20 protein-coding genes are annotated in these 22,270 nt (G+C 43.6%); 11 read left to right on the forward strand and 9 right to left on the reverse strand.

The window, feature by feature from the left end; translation table 11 throughout:
- The first annotated feature begins 6 nt into the window (after positions 1 to 6).
- Positions 7 to 1,257: a cation:proton antiporter gene (locus BMX50_RS33815; RefSeq protein ID WP_091222674.1), complete on the forward strand. Its 1,251-nt coding sequence runs from the start codon at positions 7 to 9 to the stop codon at positions 1,255 to 1,257.
- Between the two features lie 216 nt (positions 1,258 to 1,473).
- Here the strand turns inward: BMX50_RS33815 and BMX50_RS33820 are convergent, their stop codons facing one another.
- Complete coding sequence (locus tag BMX50_RS33820) at positions 1,474 to 2,166, reverse strand: Crp/Fnr family transcriptional regulator (RefSeq protein ID WP_091222678.1); 693 nt, start codon at positions 2,164 to 2,166, stop codon at positions 1,474 to 1,476.
- Positions 2,167 to 2,215: 49 nt separating this feature from the next.
- Positions 2,216 to 2,449: a hypothetical protein gene (locus BMX50_RS33825; RefSeq protein ID WP_091222681.1), complete on the reverse strand. Its 234-nt coding sequence runs from the start codon at positions 2,447 to 2,449 to the stop codon at positions 2,216 to 2,218.
- 168 nt (positions 2,450 to 2,617) lie between these two features.
- Between BMX50_RS33825 and BMX50_RS33830 the strand changes: the two genes are divergently transcribed.
- Positions 2,618 to 4,474, forward strand: coding sequence for a chloride channel protein (locus BMX50_RS33830; protein WP_091222685.1), 1,857 nt, complete (start codon positions 2,618 to 2,620; stop codon positions 4,472 to 4,474).
- Between the two features lie 56 nt (positions 4,475 to 4,530).
- Here the strand turns inward: BMX50_RS33830 and BMX50_RS33835 are convergent, their stop codons facing one another.
- Entirely contained in the window at positions 4,531 to 6,798 is a 2,268-nt protein-coding gene (locus BMX50_RS33835) for a CRTAC1 family protein (RefSeq protein WP_091222689.1), read from the reverse strand.
- Between the two features lie 277 nt (positions 6,799 to 7,075).
- Between BMX50_RS33835 and BMX50_RS33840 the strand changes: the two genes are divergently transcribed.
- Complete coding sequence (locus BMX50_RS33840; protein ID WP_091222764.1) at positions 7,076 to 7,357, forward strand: DUF4242 domain-containing protein; 282 nt, start codon at positions 7,076 to 7,078, stop codon at positions 7,355 to 7,357.
- A 58-nt stretch (positions 7,358 to 7,415) separates the two neighbouring features.
- On the opposite strand, the gene BMX50_RS33845 is transcribed toward BMX50_RS33840, so the two are convergent.
- From BMX50_RS33845 to BMX50_RS33860, 4 genes are all read right to left on the reverse strand, one after another.
- Positions 7,416 to 8,510, reverse strand: a complete 1,095-nt coding sequence (locus tag BMX50_RS33845) for a phosphatidylinositol-specific phospholipase C1-like protein (RefSeq protein ID WP_091222692.1) — start codon at positions 8,508 to 8,510, stop codon at positions 7,416 to 7,418.
- 74 nt (positions 8,511 to 8,584) lie between these two features.
- On the reverse strand, positions 8,585 to 10,213 hold the full coding sequence (locus tag BMX50_RS33850) for a RagB/SusD family nutrient uptake outer membrane protein (protein WP_091222695.1): 1,629 nt from the start codon (positions 10,211 to 10,213) through the stop codon (positions 8,585 to 8,587).
- A gap of 20 nt (positions 10,214 to 10,233) precedes the next feature.
- The gene (locus BMX50_RS33855; RefSeq protein WP_091222699.1) at positions 10,234 to 13,227 is read right to left on the reverse strand and encodes a SusC/RagA family TonB-linked outer membrane protein; all 2,994 of its coding nucleotides are present in this window, start codon (positions 13,225 to 13,227) and stop codon (positions 10,234 to 10,236) included.
- Positions 13,228 to 13,568: 341 nt separating this feature from the next.
- Positions 13,569 to 14,183: a hypothetical protein gene (locus BMX50_RS33860; RefSeq protein WP_091222703.1), complete on the reverse strand. Its 615-nt coding sequence runs from the start codon at positions 14,181 to 14,183 to the stop codon at positions 13,569 to 13,571.
- Between the two features lie 336 nt (positions 14,184 to 14,519).
- Between BMX50_RS33860 and BMX50_RS33865 the strand changes: the two genes are divergently transcribed.
- The gene (locus BMX50_RS33865; RefSeq protein ID WP_091222707.1) at positions 14,520 to 15,683 is read left to right on the forward strand and encodes an MFS transporter; all 1,164 of its coding nucleotides are present in this window, start codon (positions 14,520 to 14,522) and stop codon (positions 15,681 to 15,683) included.
- 223 nt (positions 15,684 to 15,906) lie between these two features.
- Here BMX50_RS33865 and BMX50_RS33870 read toward each other — a convergent pair whose 3' ends face one another.
- Together BMX50_RS33870 and BMX50_RS33875 are read right to left on the reverse strand one after the other, a co-directional pair.
- Positions 15,907 to 16,947 (reverse strand): DUF4097 family beta strand repeat-containing protein, encoded by a 1,041-nt coding sequence (locus BMX50_RS33870; protein WP_091222711.1) that lies wholly within the window; start codon positions 16,945 to 16,947, stop codon positions 15,907 to 15,909.
- A gap of 154 nt (positions 16,948 to 17,101) precedes the next feature.
- Positions 17,102 to 17,587, reverse strand: a complete 486-nt coding sequence (locus BMX50_RS33875; RefSeq protein WP_091222715.1) for a peptide deformylase — start codon at positions 17,585 to 17,587, stop codon at positions 17,102 to 17,104.
- A 193-nt stretch (positions 17,588 to 17,780) separates the two neighbouring features.
- Between BMX50_RS33875 and BMX50_RS33880 the strand changes: the two genes are divergently transcribed.
- The 7 genes from BMX50_RS33880 to BMX50_RS33910 all read left to right on the forward strand — a co-directional run bounded on the left by BMX50_RS33880 (position 17,781) and on the right by BMX50_RS33910 (position 22,270).
- The gene (locus BMX50_RS33880) at positions 17,781 to 18,353 is read left to right on the forward strand and encodes a Crp/Fnr family transcriptional regulator (RefSeq protein WP_091222718.1); all 573 of its coding nucleotides are present in this window, start codon (positions 17,781 to 17,783) and stop codon (positions 18,351 to 18,353) included.
- A gap of 109 nt (positions 18,354 to 18,462) precedes the next feature.
- Positions 18,463 to 18,996 (forward strand): YceI family protein, encoded by a 534-nt coding sequence (locus BMX50_RS33885; protein ID WP_091222721.1) that lies wholly within the window; start codon positions 18,463 to 18,465, stop codon positions 18,994 to 18,996.
- 29 nt (positions 18,997 to 19,025) lie between these two features.
- On the forward strand, positions 19,026 to 19,244 hold the full coding sequence (locus BMX50_RS33890) for a tautomerase family protein (RefSeq protein ID WP_091222767.1): 219 nt from the start codon (positions 19,026 to 19,028) through the stop codon (positions 19,242 to 19,244).
- 4 nt (positions 19,245 to 19,248) lie between these two features.
- A complete protein-coding gene (locus tag BMX50_RS33895; protein ID WP_091222726.1) occupies positions 19,249 to 19,983 on the forward strand; it encodes an SDR family NAD(P)-dependent oxidoreductase in 735 nt (244 codons plus the stop codon).
- 1 nt (position 19,984) lies between these two features.
- Positions 19,985 to 20,437 carry a nuclear transport factor 2 family protein gene (locus BMX50_RS33900; RefSeq protein ID WP_091222729.1) on the forward strand — a complete coding sequence of 151 codons (453 nt, stop codon included), beginning with the start codon at positions 19,985 to 19,987 and terminating at the stop codon, positions 20,435 to 20,437.
- A 10-nt stretch (positions 20,438 to 20,447) separates the two neighbouring features.
- Positions 20,448 to 21,524, forward strand: coding sequence for an NAD(P)H-dependent flavin oxidoreductase (locus tag BMX50_RS33905; protein WP_091222732.1), 1,077 nt, complete (start codon positions 20,448 to 20,450; stop codon positions 21,522 to 21,524).
- A complete protein-coding gene (locus tag BMX50_RS33910) occupies positions 21,521 to 22,270 on the forward strand; it encodes an MBL fold metallo-hydrolase (RefSeq protein ID WP_091222737.1) in 750 nt (249 codons plus the stop codon). The genes BMX50_RS33905 and BMX50_RS33910 overlap by 4 nt, the downstream gene beginning before the upstream one ends.

Raw genomic sequence — 22,270 nt, forward strand, 5'->3', positions numbered from 1 at the left:
TGCTATATGCATAATGCCGATATCCTGGGCCGGTTAACGCAGCAGTTTGAACTGCCGTTTAGTAACCCGGTGCTTGTTTTTTCGCTGATATTGTTGATCATTTTACTTGCGCCTATTGTTATGGGCAAGTTCAGGTTTCCGGGCATCGTAGGCTTTATTTTGGCAGGGATAGCTATCGGGCCGCATGGGTTAAACCTGCTCCGGAAAAACTCGGCTGTTGATCTGTTCTCTACCATTGGCTTGTTATATATCATGTTCATTGCCGGTGTTGAGCTCGATCTGAACGAGTTCAAACAGAAAAAACACAAAAGCCTGGTGTTTGGCTTTTTTACGTTTTGTATCCCGATACTCATTGGCTTCCCGATATGTTATTACCTGCTGGGATATCCGCTGATCACATCGGCCTTAACTGCCAGTATGTTTGCTACCCATACGCTGGTAGCTTATCCTATTGTAAGTAAATACGGCATGGCTAAAAATGAAGCGGTTGCCATTAGCGTTGGCGGTACTATCCTCACCGACACCGCAGTGCTGATATTATTGCCTGTAATTATGGGGGCAAAAAGCGGCGGCCTGGGCTTTAGTTTTTGGCTGCAGCTGATGATCTCGCTGTCGATATTCGCTTTTATTATGTTTGTGCTGATCCCGCCATTGGCACGCTGGTTTTTTAACCGCTATCGCGATAACAAAACATTGCCGTATGTATTTGTGCTATTCATTGTATTTCTGTCGGCTTTTCTTTCGCAGCTGGCCGGGGTTGAGCCTATTATCGGTGCTTTTGTTGCCGGGCTGGCGCTGAACAAAGCGGTACAACAATCGCAGCCATTAATGCACCGGATCGATTTTGTGGGCAACGCTATATTCATCCCATTCTTCTTGATCAGTGTAGGGATGCTGGTTGATTTAAGGGTACTTACCCGTGGCCCGCAGGCTACCATTGTGGCGGTGAGCCTTACGCTTGGCGCTTTGTTAGGTAAATGGCTGGCTGCATTATCCACTCAAAAAATATTCAAATATTCGGCTACGCAGCGTACCCTTATTTTCGGGTTAAGTAGTGCACATGCGGCGGCTACGCTGGCCATTATACTGGTTGGCTTTAAAGCGCAGATCATTGATGATAATATTTTGAATGGAACAATCATCCTGATATTGGTTACCTGTGTAGTGGCCTCATTTGCCACTGAGCGCGCCAGTAAGAATCTGGTTAACCAACCCGGTGAGCAGGAAGCTTTAACGGAAGAACAGCCTGTTGGCTAATCTAAAAATATCATTTAGAGCAGGGGTGGACTAAGAGATGGGGCGAAAGAGAAATCTTCTACATCATACTCTGCAATTATACCTGTAAAAGAAGTGCGTACAAGATTTCTCCCTCCCCCTGGTGCGAAAGCCCCTTCCTTGGGTCGTCGAAATGACGCTTTTATATAGGCCGTTGTTGGTATTGTCTCCAACAACAGCTCCGTAGTTTTATCCCGCCTACTGTTCCTCTTCCGTTAGTTTCAGCAAAGTGGTTTCATTTTTTATGCGGATGCTTTTGCCGGATATTTCGATGATCTGCTCGTCGATAAAATCATTTATGGTGCGGAACAGTGATTCATAGGCCGCCCCGGTAAATGAGGCCAGGTCCTGCCGGGTAAGTTCAATATTGATAAAACCTTCTTCGTTAAGTCCGAATTTGTTTCTGAGCGAAATGAAAGCCTGCGCTACACGGCCTTTAACCGGCATGTGCGCCAGGTTGCGCATGCGTTTTTCTGACTCCTGCAGTTCGTTGGCAAAAAAACGCATCAGCTTAATAACAAAATTATTGTTAACCTGCAGGGTGCTTTCAAAAAAAGACATTTCGATATAACAAATTATACCTGCCTCAATGGCCGTGGCCGAAACCGGGTAAAACTCGGTACTGCCTAAGCCAAGGTGACCAACAATATCTCCTTCGCGGGCAAAACGGAGGATGAGCTCTTTTTCCTTATCCCACTTTTTATGAACCTTTACCGTGCCCGAATAAACAAAGTAAATGCCGGTAACGGGATCGCCTTCTTTAAAGATCTGCTGCCCTTTTTTTACAACGATATTTTTCCTTGCGGCGCTGATGGCCGGGATCCAGTCGGGCAAACAATGAGTGCATAAAAAGCAGGTTCCCAAATCGCATTTATCTTTGTTTTTTACCATTTACTGTAGTTGTATTTAAGCCGGTGCTTTTATAAAATGTGCTAATTTATTAAAAGCGGCGACCTTTTGGCTGTTCCCAGGTAGCCATGTTGAAAATAACTCCGAGGCTTAACAGTACCGCACCTCCAAAAACAGGCCATGGGAATGACCGGATGCCATTAATGTTAATGCTCCAGGGGTGAGAGTCGAACGGATTAACGGTATTCAGGTTCCTGAACAATAATAATCCGGCAATGATGCTTACGGCACCTAAAACAGAAAGGATGATACTTGTAATTTTCATGACTATTGTTTGTGCAATGATTTTTATTAAAAATTAAGCAAATGTTGAATAAAAATATTGCATGTGCAATATAAAATTGAAAATAAAATTTATTTATGCTGCTTTAAGTATTACCTTTGCAAGAAAAATAGTACAGTCCCCTAAAAATGGAGCGGGACTAATCAAAACATGGAAACAAAACAGAACGCCATCCCGGTTTCACCCTCCTTAAATGATCTTTACAATTTTAAATCCGGCTTAAAAGGTACCCGGCAAATGAAAACAAGGCTGATCTTTATATCAGCAGTTTGTATCCTCATTGCATGCCTCATCAGTATAATTGCCAAAGGACTTGTGTATCTAATAAATGTTGTTACCAATATTTCATTTTACGGAACACTGGATGCCAGCTTCCATAGCCCGGCCAACAACCATTTGGGTTTATGGGTAATTGTGATACCGGCAATAGGCGGTATTATAGTGGGCTTTATGGCCTTGTACGGTTCAAAGGCCATCAGGGGGCACGGCATACCCGAGGCCATGGAGCAGATACTGGTAAATAAGAGCAAGATAAAGCCCATTATAACATTTTTGAAGCCAGTATCATCGGCCATTGCCATAGGTACCGGTGGTCCTTTTGGTGCCGAGGGGCCAATTATAGCAACCGGCGGCGCACTTGGTTCAACTTTTGGACAGTTATTCAAAATATCGCCCAATGAGCGTAAAATCATTTTGGCGGCGGGGGCAACGGCGGGTATGTCGGCCATATTTGGTACGCCCATAGCCGCGGTTTTTTTAGCTATTGAACTGTTGCTGTTCGAGTTTTCGCCCAAGGCAATATTACCTGTGGCGTTGGCTTGTATTACAGGAGCGGCGGGGCATCATTTATTGTTCGAATCCGGCCCGGTATTCCCGATGCCTGATGTAGATACCCCTTCAAACACTGCACTGGCTGTTTACAGTATTATTGGTTTGCTAATTGGCTTCATCTCCTTGGGATTAACCAAAATAGTTTATCTGATTGAAGATTATTTTGAAAAGCTGCCTATCCACTGGATGTGGTGGCCTGCAATTGGCGGTTTAGCGGTAGGTGTTATAGGTTATTTTGCTCCGCATACCCTTGGGGTAGGGTATGATAATATCATTACTATCCTATCGGGCACATTGTCGGTGATGTTAATTGTGCGTTTGTGTTTTTTCAAATTCCTCTCGTGGGCTATTGCGCTGGGCAGCGGCACATCTGGTGGTACGCTGGCTCCTTTGTTAACCATTGGCGGCGCGGCCGGTGCGGCTTTTGGCGCGCTGGTACAGTTAACATTTCCTGATGCTGGTGTAAGCGTTCCGATAGCTGCACTTATTGGCATGGCGGCCATGTTTGCCGGCGCTTCAAGGGCTTATTTAACCAGCATCACCTTTGCGCTGGAAGCCACCATGCAGTCGCATGCCTTGCTACCCCTGCTTGGTGCCTGTACAGCATCATACCTGGTATCATTTTTCCTGATGGAGAATACCATCATGACCGAAAAAATTGCCCGTCGTGGCGTGTACACACCGGATTCGTACGAGCCTGATCTGCTGCAGGTATTAACTGTAGCTGATGTTAACAATGAAGTAGGTATAACATTAAACAGCAAGAGCACTATAGCCGAAACAAGGGCCCTGCTTACGGGAAATGACACTACCCAGAGCTTTTTTATTGTTACCGATAATGATGGCTCTTATGCCGGGATGGTTAGCCTGGCCGATATTTATAACCATAGCACTGCTGCCGAACTTACCATTGGTAGCATCACCAGGGCAAGTAAACAGGCTGTAAAGAGCAATGATCCGCTGAAACGTGCTATGGAGATTATGGCCGAAGAATCGGTAGAGGTACTTCCTGTAATTGCAGAAGGAAATACTATAGCCGGGAAAATATCCTACAAAGAGATCCTGAATACCTACTATCATTATATTGATGAGAACAGGCAAAAAAATACGCAGATCTCCCTTAAGCGGCGCAGGCTCAAAATGGCCGCTAATGGTCGAAGCAAGGCTAAATCGTAAAAACGCTTTTGTTTAAATTAATGTGAACCCCGTTTGATGTAAGGTCAGGCGGGGTTTTAGTTTTTAACCTGCGCGGTTAGTGAAACCGGGAGGCAAACCGTTGTTCCTGGTTTAATTTTAAATTCAAGCGGTTTTAATTTTATGGGGTGAGGGGTGTTATCGCCTTCGGTTATGTGTAAAAACTGGTTGGGTGTTATGTTTCTGAAATATTGCTTTTCTGCAGTTCCGGCCCATTTTATCTCTATTTCGGCAATTGATTTGGCCTGGCCTATGCCTATTTCTTGTTGCAGTGGCGATGAGCCGAAACTGCCGCCCGAGTTTACATCTTTATAAACGCTGCGTTTTACACCATTTTCAATAAAGGTTAACTTAATACGGCTACCAATGGCTGCTTTGTTGGCTTTGGTGCCTTCCAGTTTCAGGCTTATCCAATTGTTATTGTTTTGGCCGGGGTTTACATACAGCGGGTTGGCATATGAGTCACCGTTAAAGGTGCCACCCATTTCTTCGTAAATATCCTGTTTGCCAACATTCCTGAAATCGGCAAAGGCAACACCGTGGCCTTTTTGCAGGTTGCCAACCCTGGCCGATGTGGTTACATCGGCAAAACGTTTGCCATCCATGTTACGGAAAAGCTTATTAGGTACCAGCGAACGGAAATCGGGGTTCCCGGTACCGAAATACATGTCGGGGTAGCCATCATTATCGATATCGCCAAAGTTACAGCCCATGGCAAACACCACTTTGGTGAGCCCGGCTTCGTCTGTAATATCTGTAAAGGTGCCGTTTTTGTTGTTCCTGAACAGGAAGATATTGCCAGCCCCTTTTACCGGCTTGCCTAAAGCTTCAGCGGCGGCAAAGTAGCCAAGGGTGGTGGTATAGCTTTTAAAATTAAAGTTACATGCCACAAGGTCAAGATAGCCGTCGTTATTGTAGTCAAAAAACCAGGTGCCAAAGGTTGCGCTTACATTGCCTGCAAAACCTGCTTTATCGGTTACGTTTTCGAAGTTTACGTTTTGGCCGGGCTGTGTGATATTATGAAGCAGGAATTTTTTTCCGTCGATACAGGATACAAAAATATCGGGCTTGCCATCGTTATCATAATCGCCGGAGGTAACACCTTTAATAAAGCCAAAAACATCGCAATGAGCTTGCTCGGCCACGTTTATAAAGCCGTTACCATGATCGTTGATGTATAAGGCGCACTTTTCAACATCCTCTGGCGTTTTGCTTTCATAACCTATGAAAACATCAAGCCAGCCATCGCCGTTAAAATCGGCCCAGGTAGCAGTTTGGGTTGAGTGATAAAAAAGAAGCCCCATGGGTATTGTTACATCTGTGAAAGTACCATCGCCATTGTTGCGGAGCAGGGAGCTTGGCTGATTGCCGAACCCCTTATCAAGCCAGGCGCCACGCAAAACAAAAATGTCGGGCCGGCCATCATTATTGTAGTCGGTTTGCTGAATGTTGAGGCCGCCGGTTATTCCCTTTAGGCCGCTGGTTGCTGCAATATCAGTAAAAGTGCCATCTTTATTATTCCTGAAGTAATGCATTACATCATCAAAGCCCATGCCCGATGTGATGATATCGATATAACCATCGCCGTCAAAATCATCGGCAATAGTGCCTCCGGCCTTATTATTAACGCTTAAGTTAAGACTGGGACTGGCATCAACAAAAGGTTTTACTTTATAACCGGTATCGACATTGAGATTGGGGATGAGTAAATCATGCGGTACTTCCTGCGGATATTTGCCCAAAGTCATAAAAGCAATGTTTAGCAGCCACCTTGATTCCAGATCATCAGGGTTTTGTTTTAGGATTTGCTCATAAACTTCGATAGCTTTGGTTGATCCTGTTTTAATTACATGTATACCTTCATCTTTGATTGGAAATACACATGATGACCCGGTATGATTAAGCATGCAATTGGTACGTTCGCCAACGCGCATGTAGGCAATAGCCACCTCCGGGAGCATTTGTTTGCTCACTGCCGGGTCCATCCTATCGAGCAGGTTTTGATAAATAGATGCTGCTTTTTCTTCCTGCCCAACCCTCACCAGTAATGATGCTTTTGCATAGTTCAGGAAATTGATGTTGCCCTGATCTGTTACCGTACGCAGGTCCGAATCGCAGTGCAGTAGCTGAGCTTCGGGGCAGTTTGAGTTAAGTCTGCTAAATGTCCGTTTACCTTCGTTATCCAGGATCCTGACCATCTGTTCATGAGACGATTCCCCGCATGAAGAAAATAACCCTGCCGAAAAGATCATCAGCATAAATAAACAGCTTTTTACGGCACTAATAGGTGTGTATTGCAAAAGCATAACAGGTTAAGTAAACAGTTTAAATTGGCAAGAACCGGTTGCTGGATAATTAACACATCAACCTGGTTAAAATGGATGTTCCCATTTCAAATAGATATAAAAGTACTTAAATAAAGTTAATATTTAGCATTAAGCAATATTGATATAGACGTTATGTATTATAGCGATTTTTTATCTATATCTTTGATTAAGATATTGTTATGGCGATTGGATGGTGCCCTTTAGCCGTCACTTAACTGATAGAGATAAACCAATTACTAACCCTAAATTATTTCCCATGAAAAAATTTGTTATTGAACGGGAGTTGCCGGGTGCCGGAAACCTGTCGCCCGAAGAATTGCAGGCAATTTCACAGGCATCATGCTCGGTTGTGAATGAATTGGGTAAACCATATCATTGGATCCAGTCGTTTGTTACTGCCGATAAGATCTACTGCATCCACATTGCCGAAAGTGAAGATGTTGTGCGCGAACATGCCTTGAAAGGAGGCTTCCCGGTAACCAGCATTGCCGAAGTTAAAGCGATCATTGATCCGACAACAAGTACCATGACCGTATAAAACAAAAACGGCCCGGGTTTAAAACCCGGGCCGTTTTTTATATGTGTAGTTTTATGGTTTACTTACCTACCGAAGCCGAAGCTGTTGTTTTAAACAGCGGATCGGGCTTAAAATAATTGCCTCCTGCAAAACTGATCACATAATCAGATTTAAAGTGGGTGCTTTTTTTATAATAATCGGTACTGATGATCTGTGCGCCTGATTTTTGCGCTGCTATAAATGAGCTCATATCATTTGCACGGGCCTCTTCTGTATCCGAGTCGGCACGGGTACGGATAATGTAGCCTTTCTTAACCAGTTTCTGAATTGCTGCCAGGTCCTTTTTAGCGTCGTTCATGATGTGGATGGCTGCTTCGGGTGTGCCGGGTTGTGCGTCGGCAAATAATACACGGCCTTTCAACGATGGATGCCCAGCGATATAGGCAGCCCTTTTTTCACCTTTTTCATCAAGAATAAAAATGAATTTGCCTTTGGCTGCTTTTAAAGTTGGCCAGTTGTTATGCAATACTGCGGCTTCAAGGGTTTTGTATGTACCGCGTACATCATCTGGTGTAATTAAATATTGTTTACCAAGGTTATCCAATATTGCCTTATCCAGATCGGCAAAAGTTTTTGCTGTAAATTTCTCGGGAACGGTGAAGCCCGGTTTATCTGAGGCTTCGTCTTTGGCGTTCATGGTGATATAGATCGGGTTATGATCCGGGTGCTCATCGCTCCATTTTTTCAACTCCTGCAGGCAAAGCTTAAAAGTAGCGCAGTTGCTGCGGAAATCAATATCCTCAATATGGAAAACCTTAAAACCAGGTTCCTTCATTACGCCCCTGGTGTCAAATGCCGGTTGGCCAGGTACCCAATCCAAACCTTTTGGATGCGCATATTTGCCGCCCTTGGTATCGGCATAAACATCTATTTCCAAAGCGTTGAGGCCTAAGTTAAGCTGATCGCTAAGGCTGATATGCTCATAATCGATCTTGCTCATGCCAACAGAATCGCGCTTTTGCAAAAAATGGAACAGTTTAGGATCAATAGCCTGTTTATAGCTGTTATGTGACCCTATTACCTGGAAATGGTTGATGGTTTGATTGTCGTTATCGTTCGTAAGCGTTGATACGGTGAGAACAATACCGGCAAGTAATCCGCCTATAAGTTTCATTGTTTAATTGGTTTTATTGTTTAACAAAAAAGGCGCAAAAGATTGTTCTTTTGCGCCTTATAAAAATGGTTTTATTAATAACCTGGGTTTTGTTTCAGGTTAGGGTTGGTTTTTAATTCGGTAGATGGAATTGGGTACAACCTGCGGGTTGGATCGGTGTTCATTTTCAGGTCATCCGTTTTACCACCTGCAACCGGCAGCGGATATTCCTTTTCAAACAATCCATAACGGATCAGGTCATTACGACGCCATGCTTCCCATGAAAGTTCACGAGCACGTTCGTCCAGTAACCCATCTAAATCGATAGAGGTAGCAACCTGCGCATGGGCACGGGTACGTAATTTATTTACCAGGGTAAGCGGAGATTGGAAGTCGCCGTTTATAGTTGTTGGAGTAGCGCCGCGTAAAATGGCTTCGGCCTTCATCAGGTAAATATCAGCCAAACGGAATACCGGTACGTCGTTACTGTTTAAACGCGTAGCCTGGATGATATTAACATCCGGGTAGTATTTGATTGAACGTACACCTTCAGATTGTGCGTTAAGTACATCGTTACCTAAGTCCATTGGTTTTAAACCGGTAAGTATCAGATCGGGTTTGATGTTGATCTGTGTGTTTGCCGGAACGCCCGCGGTGCCGGTAGGGTAGTAAACCGGCTGACTGGTAAAGCCGCCATTGCCATCAGGGTAATATTGCGGACCGGCCAACCATGTTTTAGTGCGGTCATCGCCAGGGATGTTAAAGCGGTTATAAAACTCAGGGGTAGTGCTCATGGCAATACTTAAACCTACGTTAAAGCCGTATGCCTGGGCCAGGTAATAAAAGAAACCAAAACGGGTGAACTGGTTACCCGGAATCTGCTGATCATAAGGAACTGCGAAGATAGTTTCATTGATCTGCGGACCATTTGTTGGTAAAAATATGTCGCGGAATTTAGCATCCAGGAAATAGTTGGTATTGTTTTGAACACTATCACACATGGCTACAGTTTCCTGGTAGCGGTTTGAGTTAATGTATACACCCGAGTTAAGGTACATTTTTGCGAGCAGGGCAAACACCATGCCTTTTGTTGGACGGCCGTATTGAGATACGTTTGTTGCAGCGTTGCTGCTTTTGGCCGGTAATAAAGGTAAAACAGCTTTTAACTCGCTTTCAATAAACTCGTATACTTTAGCACGAGGCTGATTGGCAGGTTGTGTAGTTACCGGGAAATCGGTAATGATTGGTACGTTGCCATACAAATCCATCATGAAATAAAGGTACAGGGCGCGCATTGCTCTAACCTCGGCAATTGAAGATGCCTTTTTTGCCGCTGTTGATGATGATGCATTGATAACGGTAATGATACGGTTACAGGTATTGATACCGCCAAAGCCCCATTGCCATACGCTGATAACGTTAGGGTGGTCAAAAGTCCAGGTGTGGTAGTGTAACTGGCGGTATTGGCCACCGTCGTCAAAGTTACCGTCACGGGCAGGTAGGATAGCCTCATCTGTCGACATATCCTGCATACGCCAGTAAGGCACTGCGTAGCTTGACGAAAGGTTTGAATAAATAGTACCCAACAATGCAGTATAATCGGCATCGGTAGTTGGGAAGTTTGATTTTACGTATTGTGATTCAACAGGTACATCTAATTTTGTACATGAATATGTGCCAATCATGGTAGCGAAAGCGGCACATGCTAAAAATATCTTTTTCATCTTTTGTCTTTCTGAGTTTATTAGAATTGTGCAGTTATACCTAAGCTGAACGTGCGTGTTTTAGGATAAAAATCGCGGTTATCAATACCCGGGGTTAAGCCGCCGATGTTAACTTCAGGATCAACACCGCGGTATTTGGTGATGATGAAAATGTTATTGCCCGAAGCATAGAAGCGCAGGCTTTTAATAGCCTGGATATGCGGTTTAATGGTGTAACCTAAAGTAGCGTTATCCAAACGCAGGTATGAACCGCTTTCAAGGAAACGATCAGAGATCAGGTATGCATTGATATCCTTAAATGATTCGCCTAAAGTAAACCTTGGGATGTTTTGCAACTTTGAGTCGGCAGGGTTATTCAATGAAGCAAGGGTTGCATTCAGGATCTTGTTGCCATAAACACCACGTACCAGGAAGTTTAAGTCGAAGCCTTTATAAAAGAAACTGTTGCTCCAGCCATAAATCAATTTAGGCTGTGCATCATATTTAATAAACTGATCTGTAGTAAGTGGTTGTGTAGCAGTTGTTGATCCGTCGGCTTTTTCATAGGTACTTACGCCGTTAGCGTTTTTACCTAAATAATGCCACAGGTCAAACGTACCGATAGCATAGCCCGGTTGTATGATCTGGCTGTAGTTGCCCGATTGACCTTTACCACCTAACTGTGCAGTTTGAATAAAGTTAAGACCGAACTGGCTGTTTGATAAGCTTTGAACAACGTTTTTGTTATGCGAAACGTTGAATGAAGTACGCCATGTAAAGGCCTGTGATTTTACAGGAACCGCGTTTAAAACAACCTCTATACCGCTGTTTTTGATTTTACCTACGTTAGCAGTGTAAAACGGATAAAAATACAGGGTGGTTGATACCGGGTAAGTATAGATCAGGTCGGATGTTTTTTTGATATAGTAATCTACCGAACCGGTTAAGCGGTTGTTAAACAAACCAAAGTCCAAGCCGATGTTGGTAGTAGCAGTGCTTTCCCATTTCAGGTCCGGGTTATCGTTACGTACCGGGCCAATAGGGTTAACAATGTTACCATTGCTCAAAAATTTACCACCACCCGGAGGCACACCGTAAATTAAACGTGCAGTAAAAGCATCGAAACCTAAGCTGTTACCAGATACACCGTAACCAGCCCTTAATTTCAGGTCGCTAATTACAGGGATCGATTTGATGAAATCTTCGTTGATGAGCTTCCAGCCCGCAGAAGCAGCCGGGAAGTAACCATGACGCTGGTTAATACCAAATGCCGATGAACCGTCTTCCCTTAATGAAGCCTGTAGCAGGTATTTATCTGAAAATTCGTACTGACCACGAGCGTAGAATGATACGAACCTCAATGTTGAGATGTAGTTAGGGTTGAAAACTATCTGTGAAAGCTGGGTTGGGTTTGACAACGCCAGGTAGTTATAAGTTAAGGCATCATTTGAAAAGCCTTGTGTTTGTACGCCAAAGCCATCATTATTACGGTCCTGCTGGTAAGAGTAACCTCCTAATAATTTCAGTGAGTGTTTACCGAAAACACGATCATAGTTAAAGTAAGCTTCAACAACGTTGCTGGTATTGGTATAGGCACTGCGTACAGCTACACCACCGGCATTAACATAAATACCCGATTGACTGGTAGAGTAGGTGTTAACGTTATTTTGTTCTTTTTGGGTTGATCCGGATACGGTGAACTTTAAACCTTTCAAAATGTCCAAAGATGCAAAGCCATTGATCAGGGTTTTGTTGTTCTCTGTCCTGGTAAAGTTGTTGTTGATTAATGACAACGGGTTTAAAGGACCGCTACCTGTACGGCTGTAGTTTTCTTTATAAGTACCATCGGCATTATAAGGGCTAACTGTTGGCAGGTAGAATAAAATACCTGATAATACCTGGCTTTGGAAAATGTCGTTGTTTTTAGTAGCGCTGTTAGTAAGCGTGATACCCAATTTTAAACGATCATTAAAAAAGCGCTGATTGATATAGCCCTTGTAAATAGTACGCTCAAGGCTGGTATTATTCAGGATACCATTGTTTTTCATGTAGTTTACACTTGCACCATACTCTGAATTGGTACCTGCGCCACCGTATGAAAGGTTGTGGTTTTGTGAATAGCCGGTTCTTTCGGCAAGTTTTTGCCAGTTGGTATTTGAACCGTCATCGTCGGCTGCGCTTAATTTAGGTACGCCGTTGTCGGTTAAATATTTACGCAGTTCATCGCCTGTAAGCACATCGATGTTTTTTGATACGTTTTCAACAGCAGCATAAGCGCTGTAAGTTAAACGGGTTTGGCCGGCTTTAGCCCTGCGGGTAGTAACAATGATTACACCATTAGCCGCACGTGAACCGTAAATAGCGGTTGAAGATGCATCTTTCAATACGTCGATGCTCTCGATATCAGCCGGAGCTAAAAGGTCAATAGATGCGCCCGGTACACCGTCAATTACATAAAATGGTTGCTGAGCAGCACCTTCACGCAATGTTGATGGTCCCCTTAAAATGGTGGCTGGTTGTTTGTTAGGGTCACCGCTTTTAGTGATGTTTAAACCGGCCACTTTACCTTGTAGTAATTCGGCAGGAGTAGTTAGTACACCGGCGTTAAAATCTTCTGCTTTAACCGAAGTGATAGCGCCTGTTACGTCCTTACGGCTTGCGGTACCGTAACCGATAACCACAACATCTTTAAGTTGTTTGGTGTCGGTAACCATGGTAACGTTAACAACTTTTTTGTCGCCGATGGTTACTTCTTTCGGCAACGAACCTAAAAAAGTAAATTTAATTACATCGTCCGAACCGCTTACAACAACCTGGTAAATACCATTGGCGGAAGTTGAAGTGGCTTTTCCTGTACTTTTTACCGTTACTACTACCCCAGGTAACGGCAGGTTGCTTTCGTCGGTAACAGTACCTCTGATTGTACGTTGCTGCGCGAAGGCCGCTGATGAGGCCACAAGCATCAGCATAAAAAGGCAAATCGATTTACCCGATCTTTGCCATAATCTAAGAATAGATCTGTAGTTTTTTTCCATAGTTTTTAATTAATGATAACCCCTTTTAATAGCTGCCTAAGTTGAGCATAGGCGGGCGATAAATTGCTGCAAAGCAACGGTTGTTTTATTATCAGGAAATAAATACGGAGTTAACTTATCTATTAATTAAAATTGGTGTTGCTTTTTTAAAATGTGCTATTTTAAGCTGATTATCAGCTTTTTGCTTGCCGCAAACAAATTGACTTTGTTAATAAAGGGTTAAGGGTTTTTAAATTTTAGTGTTTTGTAAAAAGCTTGTTGTTGGGCAACTGTAAAAGTGCAAGGCAAATTTTATGCTTTTTACAATCGATGGAAAAGGAGTTGAAGATGTATTGGACAATTTACCGGTAGGCCAGCGAAATCATAGTATAACTGTCGTTGGTTTGGATGGTAAACATGAATTCATTGTTTTGATAAATCTTGCTTCCGGGTTTTGAGTAAACGATGTCTCTGAAGTCGTGATTTTCAAGATAGTCCTGGAATGAACGGTCATGTAATGCCGGGCACATGTACAGGAGTTGTTCCATCCTGACAGCGAGGGCTGTTTTTCGTTTTTTATTTTCCCACCGGTCTTTATCCTGGTCAAAAGCCCATCCCTTGTTGATTTTATTAAGTTCGGTAGTATAAACGCCGGGCCCTGCTTTCATCAACAGGATCATATCGGCAGGGGTTATTTCTCTTTCGGCTATATTTAATTTATGTTGATGCCAGTAATATAAAGCTCCCAGGATAACAGCGATGCTTAATAAAGCAGGCCACCAATAATTTCGACGCTTATCGGGCTCAATAAATTCAGGATATTCATCTGGAAACAATTCATGTTTGATTATTGCAACTGTACGCTTTGCCTCGGCACGTGTAACCCCTTCTCCAACCAACAAAGCCTCAATTTCATGGTCGGTATTGCCATCGGCAATCATCCATTTTATCTGGTCGGTAATTTGTTGCTTGTCCATTGGTAGTGGTGATGGGATTAGGTTTAGTTTTGAAACTCAAGATACATATTTTTATGAGAGCAATATAACAGGAAATAAAAACGCAAATGAAATCGCTTTTATAATAGGAGTCGTCAATGAAGCAACCCCGTAGCTATGGATATCGGTCATGCATTGACTACGAGATTGCCACGCTGCGCTCGCAATGACATGCTTTTTTATCATTTAAAAAAGAGCGACAATTTCATTTTCCGAATACCTGCGGTTCTCCTGCTGAAATGAAAGGGTCAAAAAGAGCGACTTTCTTAAAGCATAGTTTATAACTATTATTGTGCGCCTTAAAGCAAGGCTAAACCAATGAAACGTATCCTCCCTGTAATTGTACTTTCCCAGTTTTTTTGTACCTCGCTGTGGTTTGCAGGCAACGCGGTTATGGGCGATATTGCTAAACAATTGCAGCTTGAACCATCATATCTGGCTTACCTGACAAGCGCGGTTCAGCTTGGTTTTATTACCGGAACCCTTGTTTTTGCCATCCTGAGTATTGCCGACAGATTTTCGTCGGCACGTGTGTTTTTTATTTGTGCACTTATTGCCGCTTTTATCAACGGGTTGGCGTGCTTACCGGGTACGGACGCTACTACCATGCTGATATTAAGATATTCCACAGGTTTTTTCCTGGCAGGGATTTACCCGGTAGGCATGAAAATAGCCTCCGATCATTATCCGCAGGGATTAGGAAAAGCATTGGGTTTTTTGGTTGGCGCTTTGGTGTTAGGTACGTCATTTCCGCATCTGCTTAAAAGTTTAATGTCGGCATTGCCCTGGCGTTACGTTATATTGTCAACTTCGGTATTAGCTGCTTTGGGCGGATGCGCCATGGTATTGCTTGTGCCCGATGGCGCAGGGAGAAAACAGGGATCGGCGCTGAATCCGGCGGCGTTTGTTAAAAGTTTCGGTAACAAACAATTCAGGGCAGCGGCTTTTGGTTACTTCGGGCACATGTGGGAACTTTATGCCTTTTGGGCTTTTGTACCGGTCATATTAAGCGCCTATAATACCCGGTATACTGAAGCTGATTTAAATGTGCCACTATTATCCTTCCTTATTATTGGCGTTGGGGCACTGGCCTGTGCGGGTAGCGGTACCCTGTCTCAATATAAGGGGGTGAAAAATGTGGCAGTGTTAGCATTGGCAATTTCATGTATCTGCTGTTTAGTATCGCCGCTGTTTTTGTTTGCCGGTTCGGCGTGGATATTAATAGTGTTTTTATTGGTTTGGAGTATTGCTGTTATTGCCGATTCGCCATTGTTTTCAACCCTGGTTGCACAAAATGCCGATCAGCAATTAAAAGGGACTGCGCTCACTATTGTTAATTGCATTGGCTTTGCCATTACCATTGTAAGTATTCAACTCATCACTGCTTTGCGGACAGTTGAAAACGAACGATATATTTATCTGATACTGGCCGTAGGGCCGGTATTGGGATTGGTGGCTCTGGCCGGAAAGAAGAAGATCTAAGAAGCCGTTTATATTGGTTGTTTTAATTGTAGAGACGCATCACATGCGTCTCCTGCTTGTAAATTACGGCAGCAAAATGGTTATAGGCTGCTTGTCCTACGGGAGACGCATGTAATGCGTCTCTACGTTGAAAAAAACAATACCTGATTTAACCAGCCACTAATAAAAACAAAAAAGCTCCTGCCTGTGAAACCGGAGCTTTTTACTATACAGAAGTAATTGCTTACCGGAATTTAATATTAACGCTGCCGCCAGATGCTTCAGCTTTAACCGGGATACCGCCGCCGTTGTATTTGCCGTTAACCCGTTCCTTTTCCCATTGTCCGTTAAATTTAGCAACAGATGATGGTGATACACCTTCACCACGCAGGTCGAGATCATAGCCCTGGTTTTGCGGAAGTTCGATATCAACATTACCTGCGCTTGATTCAAATTTAAGGTATTTGCCAACTTTAAGCATCTGGGCATACAAGCCACCGCCGCTTGTTTCGGCACTAACGCTGCCTGCCATGCGTTTAAGGTCGATGCTGCCGCCTGATGTACTGGTAATGAGCTCGCCGCTGATATTATTGCCATTAACCCCGCCACCGCTGGTTTCGGCATTGATAGTGCCTTTTAGGTTTTCTAAAGTGATGCCACCGCCGCTGGTTTCAAGTCTGATTTTTCCGCTGCAGTTTTTGGCCTCAATACCGCCGCCGCTGGTTTCCAATGAGATGTCTTCGCCGGAGTTTGAAACATGAATTCCGCCACCCGAAGTATTACCGCGAATGGTGCCATAAAGCCTGTCAATTTGTAAACCTCCTCCGCTGGTGCTGAACTTTTCGTTACCTTTTAAGTTATCAAGGCCAATGCCGCCGCCACTGGTTTCCAGGTCGGTTGAGCATTGTTGCGGTACATAAATGCGGAACGAGATGCTTAGTGAGCTTCTCCAGTTAAAAAAGCTTTGGCGTTTGCTTTTGGCAATGGCCTTAACCTCATGTCCGCTAACAGATATATCGAGTGTATAATCTTTATCAAGGCGTTTTTTGATCTCTTCTTTTGAAAGTTCGCTGCCGTTATTGCCTTTAATGTAAACTTCCACCCGCGGGGCCTGTCCCGGTTGGCCGCTAACTACAATACCGCCGGCCGATGTACGTACTACAGCACTGGTAATAGCATCATTGGCTAATGATTTGGTGAGGTATAATGAACGGCTATCGCCATCCTGCGCTGCCGCCACAGCAGTTTGCCCGGCAAGCAGAAGGAGTAAAATATAATTTTTCATAAAAGGGGTTTTAATGTGATACAGCTATGACCCTCCTTTACCCCTATACGTTACAGGTGTTTTAATATTTATTATTTAAGCTGAAAGCTGAACGCGAAAGCCCAAAGCTAAAAGTGATTTTCAATTACAGAATTAGCTTTATCCGAAAGATTTATTATGGACGCCATTTAAACGACATGCTATCGATGGCGCGCATGGTACATAAAATGCCATTTAAATGGTCATGCTCGTGCTGCATCAGTTCAGACAGGGCATCGTTCATTATCCACTGTTGCTGTTGCCAGTTTTCATCGAGATAATTTACCGTAATGGTTTTATGTCTTTTAACTTTTACCAGCAGGTTCGGAAAGCTCATGCAATCGTCCCAAAGCTCAAAGAGTTCGTCGCTGGCATCCTGTATTTCAGGATTAATAAAAACTACCGGCTTATCAATGTTCATGTAAACAAGGCGTTTCATGATACCCAGTTGCGGAGCTGCTATTGCCCGGCCAAAGTTGTATTTCTGCCTTATTTCCTGCATTACATTGTGCATGTCGGCAATCCAGCCGCTTAGCAGTGGCAGTTCTTCTTGTAGCACAGGATCGCAAACCTGGTACAGGCGTTCATCGCCAAGCAGCAAAATATCAGTCAGTTTTTTCATGCTATGGTAAAAGTAACTTTTTTATCTGCCGGATGCTTGTATTAGCTCATATTTGAGTTAATTTTATACTTGCCAATTGAACCTGTTGTTTTGTGAAATAACGAAACTAAAATAAGCGGAAACCGTATAAACGAGAAAGTTAAGTATTGACTTTCCTTATCCAAATTAAGTTTTGTAGTTATTTTATTATATCATGCAACCAAAAGAAATTTTAAAAGAACACGTAAGTAAGACCATCACATTAACCGACGATCAGTTCGATTATTTCTTTTCGCATTTTACCTACAAAAAATTTAAAAAAGGGCAAACTATAATAGGGGAAGGCGATAAAGTAGACTGTGAGTATTTTGTACTTTCGGGCTATTTGAAATCGTTTTTTATTAATGATGACATGAAAATGTTCATCCTGCAGTTTGCCATGCCTACCTGGTGGGCTTCGGATTACAATGCGCTTTATAGCGGCGACCGCGCTACAGTTAACGTTGATTGTATTACAGATGCCGAAGTACTTTGTCTCACCAGCCAGGACCGTGAAAAGCTTTGCAAAGAAATCCATGAGGGCGAACACTTCTTTCGCTGGCGTACCAATAAAGGCTATGTGGCTACACAAAAAAGGCTGCTATCATTCATGAATAATGATGCCAAACATCGTTATGAAGAGTTATTGGCGCAATATCCAACACTGTATAATATAGTTCCAAAACAGTTAATCGCCTCGTATTTGGGTGTTTCAAGAGAAACATTGAGTCGCTTATACCATTCTTAAAATGTGACGTACATCACATAAACAGGACGGTGTTTCGATTGTGATGTAGGTCACACAGTTTCCGGGCGGTTAGTACGCAACTTTGTATTGTCATTAAAGACATAACAAAATGGAAACTCAAAAATTTGAAATCATCAGCGCAAAAAGTAATATCGACTGGATTGGTCGTAAAGTTACAGGCGCACACAATGGTACCATCGCTATAAAAGAAGGTTCTTTAACTTTTGCAGATGGACAGCTAACAGGCGGTAAATTCGCTATCGACACCACCTCTATTAAAATACTTGACATAGCTGACCCGGCTACCAATGCCCAGTTTGCAGGTCACCTCGCTTCTGACGACTTTTTTAATTCTGAAAATTATCCTGAAGCTCAATTTGTGGTTACCGCTATCAACAAAGAGAGCAATGATGCTTATGGTATCACCGGAGATCTGACTATAAAAGGGATTACTCATTCCGTAAGTTTTGACGCACAGGTTACTGCCGCCGCTGATACTGTTAGCGCAACCGGTAAAGTTGTGGTTGACCGTACTAAATACGGCATGAGGTTCCGTTCAGGAAACTTTTTTAAAGACCTGGGCGATACCCTGATCTACAACGATTTTGACCTTAATGTAAACATAACCGCAAAAGCTGTTTGATAAACAGCTTTTGCTTAAAAACCAAAGCCATGCCATACGTAAAAATTGAACTGACCCGCGAAGGTGTTACCCGCGAGCAGAAACAAACCCTGATAAAGGGCGTAACCGATTTGATTGTCAATACCCTGAACAAAGATCCGCATTTAACCCACGTGGTGATCAGTGAAGTTGAGTTGGATGATTGGGGATATGCAGGCGAACAGGTATCAGTACTAAGAGAAAAAGGCATCACTGCCGATAAGAAGTAAAACAATGAAAAAGCAAACAATAATCGTTACCGGGGCATCATCCGGTATCGGTAAAGAAATAGCCCGTCATTTTTTAGAAATGGGCGATAATGTAGTAATCAATTCAACAACAGCCGATAAACTGGAAGCCGTTTACCAGGAACTTGGCGCAGGCGAAAACCTGGCCATGGTTGCAGGTAGTGTAAGTGATAAAGCAACAGGCGAAAAGTTGGCCCAAACAGCTATTAATAAATTTGGCGGCGTTGATGTATTGATCAATAATGCCGGGATTTTCGAAACAAGGCCGTTCCTTGAGGTTGATGAGGCATACCTCGATCGTTTTTTAGATACCAATCTTAAGGGTACTTACTTTACTACCCAGGCGGTAATCCCTCAAATGATTAAACAGCATGATGGCGTAGTGATTAACATAGGCACACCCTTGGTTAACCATGCGCTTAGCGGGGTTCCTATTACAGCCCAAATGGCTTCAAAAGGAGCGGTACATGCGCTTACTATACAACTGGCCGGCGAATTTGGTAAAGATAACATCAGGGTAAATACCATTGCGCCAGGTACTATCCGTACGCCAATGCACGGCGACAATGCCGATCAAACTGCAGGCTTACACTTGTTAAACCGTGTTGGCGAAGTTGAAGATATTGCACAAATGGCTTACTCTGTTGCCAAAAGCAATTTTATTACCGGCGCCATTATCAATGTTGACGGTGGCACCGCTGCAGGCCGTAACTTAAATTAAGATGAAAACCCTTTTATTAACAGCTTTTATGCTCTGCACGTTGCAGGGCATAAAGGCACAAAGCAAAAGCAAAATGGAAACTAACAATCAAGACAAAGCAGCCATTGAACAGGCGCTTGAAACTTACTACTTCAAAGGGATTTATGAAGGTGATGTGGATTTGTTAAAACAGGTGATGAATACCGGCACCCTGCTTTTTGGCGATGTGAAAGGACAACCCTATGCAAAAACATTAGATGTTTATCTGGACGGTGTAAAAAACAGGCAAAGTCCTAAAGATTCGGGTAAACCGTTTGAAGGGAAGATTATTTTTGTTAAAACAGTAAACTCAATTGCCGTTGCCGAAGTAACGGTGAAAATGTATGATTTTAACTACTATGAGTTTTTATCGTTTCATAAAATTGACGGTAAGTGGCTCATCGTAAATAAAATGATCAGCGATACAAGCAAATAATAATAAAATCATGTGGTATAACACAAAAGCAACAGAGATACTGGGCATAGATTATCCGATTATGCAGGGGCCTTTTGGCGGCAATCTATCGTCGGCCGAATTGGTGGCCGCGGTATCAAATGCCGGCGGTTTGGGTGGTTATGGGGCGTATACCCTCAGCGCGCCTGAAATTGTTGAGGTTGATAAACAGATCAGGGCGGCAACCAACAAGCCGTATAATATCAACCTATGGGTTTCGGAAACCGATGCGCCCAATGGCGAAGCCACTGATGAACAGTATGAACATGCATCGCAACTGTTTAAGCCATATTTTGATGAGGCCGGAATCCCGATACCGCCAAAACCGGCGCCATTTAAGTTGCGGTTTGAAAATCAGTTGCAAGCTATTCTTGACCTGCGCCCAAAAGTTTTCAGTTTTATGTTTGGCACATTGCCCGCCGACATCATGGAGCAATGTCGCAGGTTAGGCATTGTCACCGTTGGTGCGGCTACTACACTGGATGAGGCCATTGCTTTAGAAGCTACCGGCGTAGATATGATCATCGCATCGGGCTTTGAAGCCGGTGGTCACAGGCCATCGTTCCTTGCCCCGGCAGAAGCATCAACTACCGGCACTTTTGTATTGCTGCAGCTGATCAAAGACAAAATTAAAACCCCGGTTATTGCGGCAGGCGGCATTGCCAATGGCAGGGGAGTAGCCGCTGCCTTAACGCTGGGCGCTGATGCAGCGCAAATAGGCACTGCATTTTTAGCCTGTGATGAATCGGGCGCGCTTCCAATCCACAGGCAAATGCTTTTTTCGGATGCGGCTAAGTATACCACTTTATCCCGCGCGTTTACCGGCAGGCTTGGCCGTGGTATTACCAGCCGGGTAGCCAAAGATCTGATTGGTAAAGAAGCGGGTTTTTTACCATTTCCATTACAAACAACCTTTATGGCCCCATTAAGAAAAGCCGCGCTTGAACAGCAAAAATGGGATATGATTTTATTCTGGGGTGGGCAGATAGCGCCGATATTGAAACATAAAAAGGCTGCCGACTTGATGCAATCCATAATTGAAGATACTACCAAAATCATGAACCCATGAAAAATGAAGTTAATGTAACCTACCTGGGCGGCCCTACCGTTATTTTAGAGATCGGTGGTTTAAGGCTTATGACCGACCCAACACTTGACCCGGCCGGTGAGCAATTCATGATCAATGATAAGCCCGCCTACCATAAAACCGAAGGCCCGGCTACTACCGAGATTGGTAAAATAGATGTGGTTTTGCTAAGCCATGACCAACACGGTGATAACCTCGATAATGCAGGGCGGGAGTTGCTGAAGCAGGTTGATAAAACATTAACAACTAAAATAGGAGCCAAAAGATTAGGCGGCAACATCATAGGCCTTTCACCCTGGGAAAGTATCCGGTTAAATGATGAAGTGGTGATAACCGGTACACCTGCAAGGCATGGCCCTGCAGGCAGCGAAAAACTTACCGGCGATGTAACGGGCTTTATTGTAACCGTGAAAGGGCTTCAAATTTATTTTACCGGCGATACCGTGTTTTATGACGGGGTGAAAGAGGTTGCAGAAAAGTTTAAACCGCAATATGTATTCATATTTGCCGGTGCAGCCAAACCCCGCGGCCCGTTTAATGTAACTATGGGTACTAATGATGCTATTGACACCGCCTTTGCCTTTCCTGATGCTACGATTATACCGGTGCATTTTGAGGGATGGTCGCATTATACCGAAACAGGGGAGATGTTGCAGCAATCATTTAATGCACTTGGGATTGGCGGACAGCTTAAGATCCTCAAACCTGGCATAAAAACAAGTTTATAG

The sequence above is a fragment of the Mucilaginibacter gossypiicola genome, assembly GCF_900110105.1.
Taxonomy (GTDB): Bacteria; Bacteroidota; Bacteroidia; order Sphingobacteriales; family Sphingobacteriaceae; genus Mucilaginibacter; species Mucilaginibacter gossypiicola.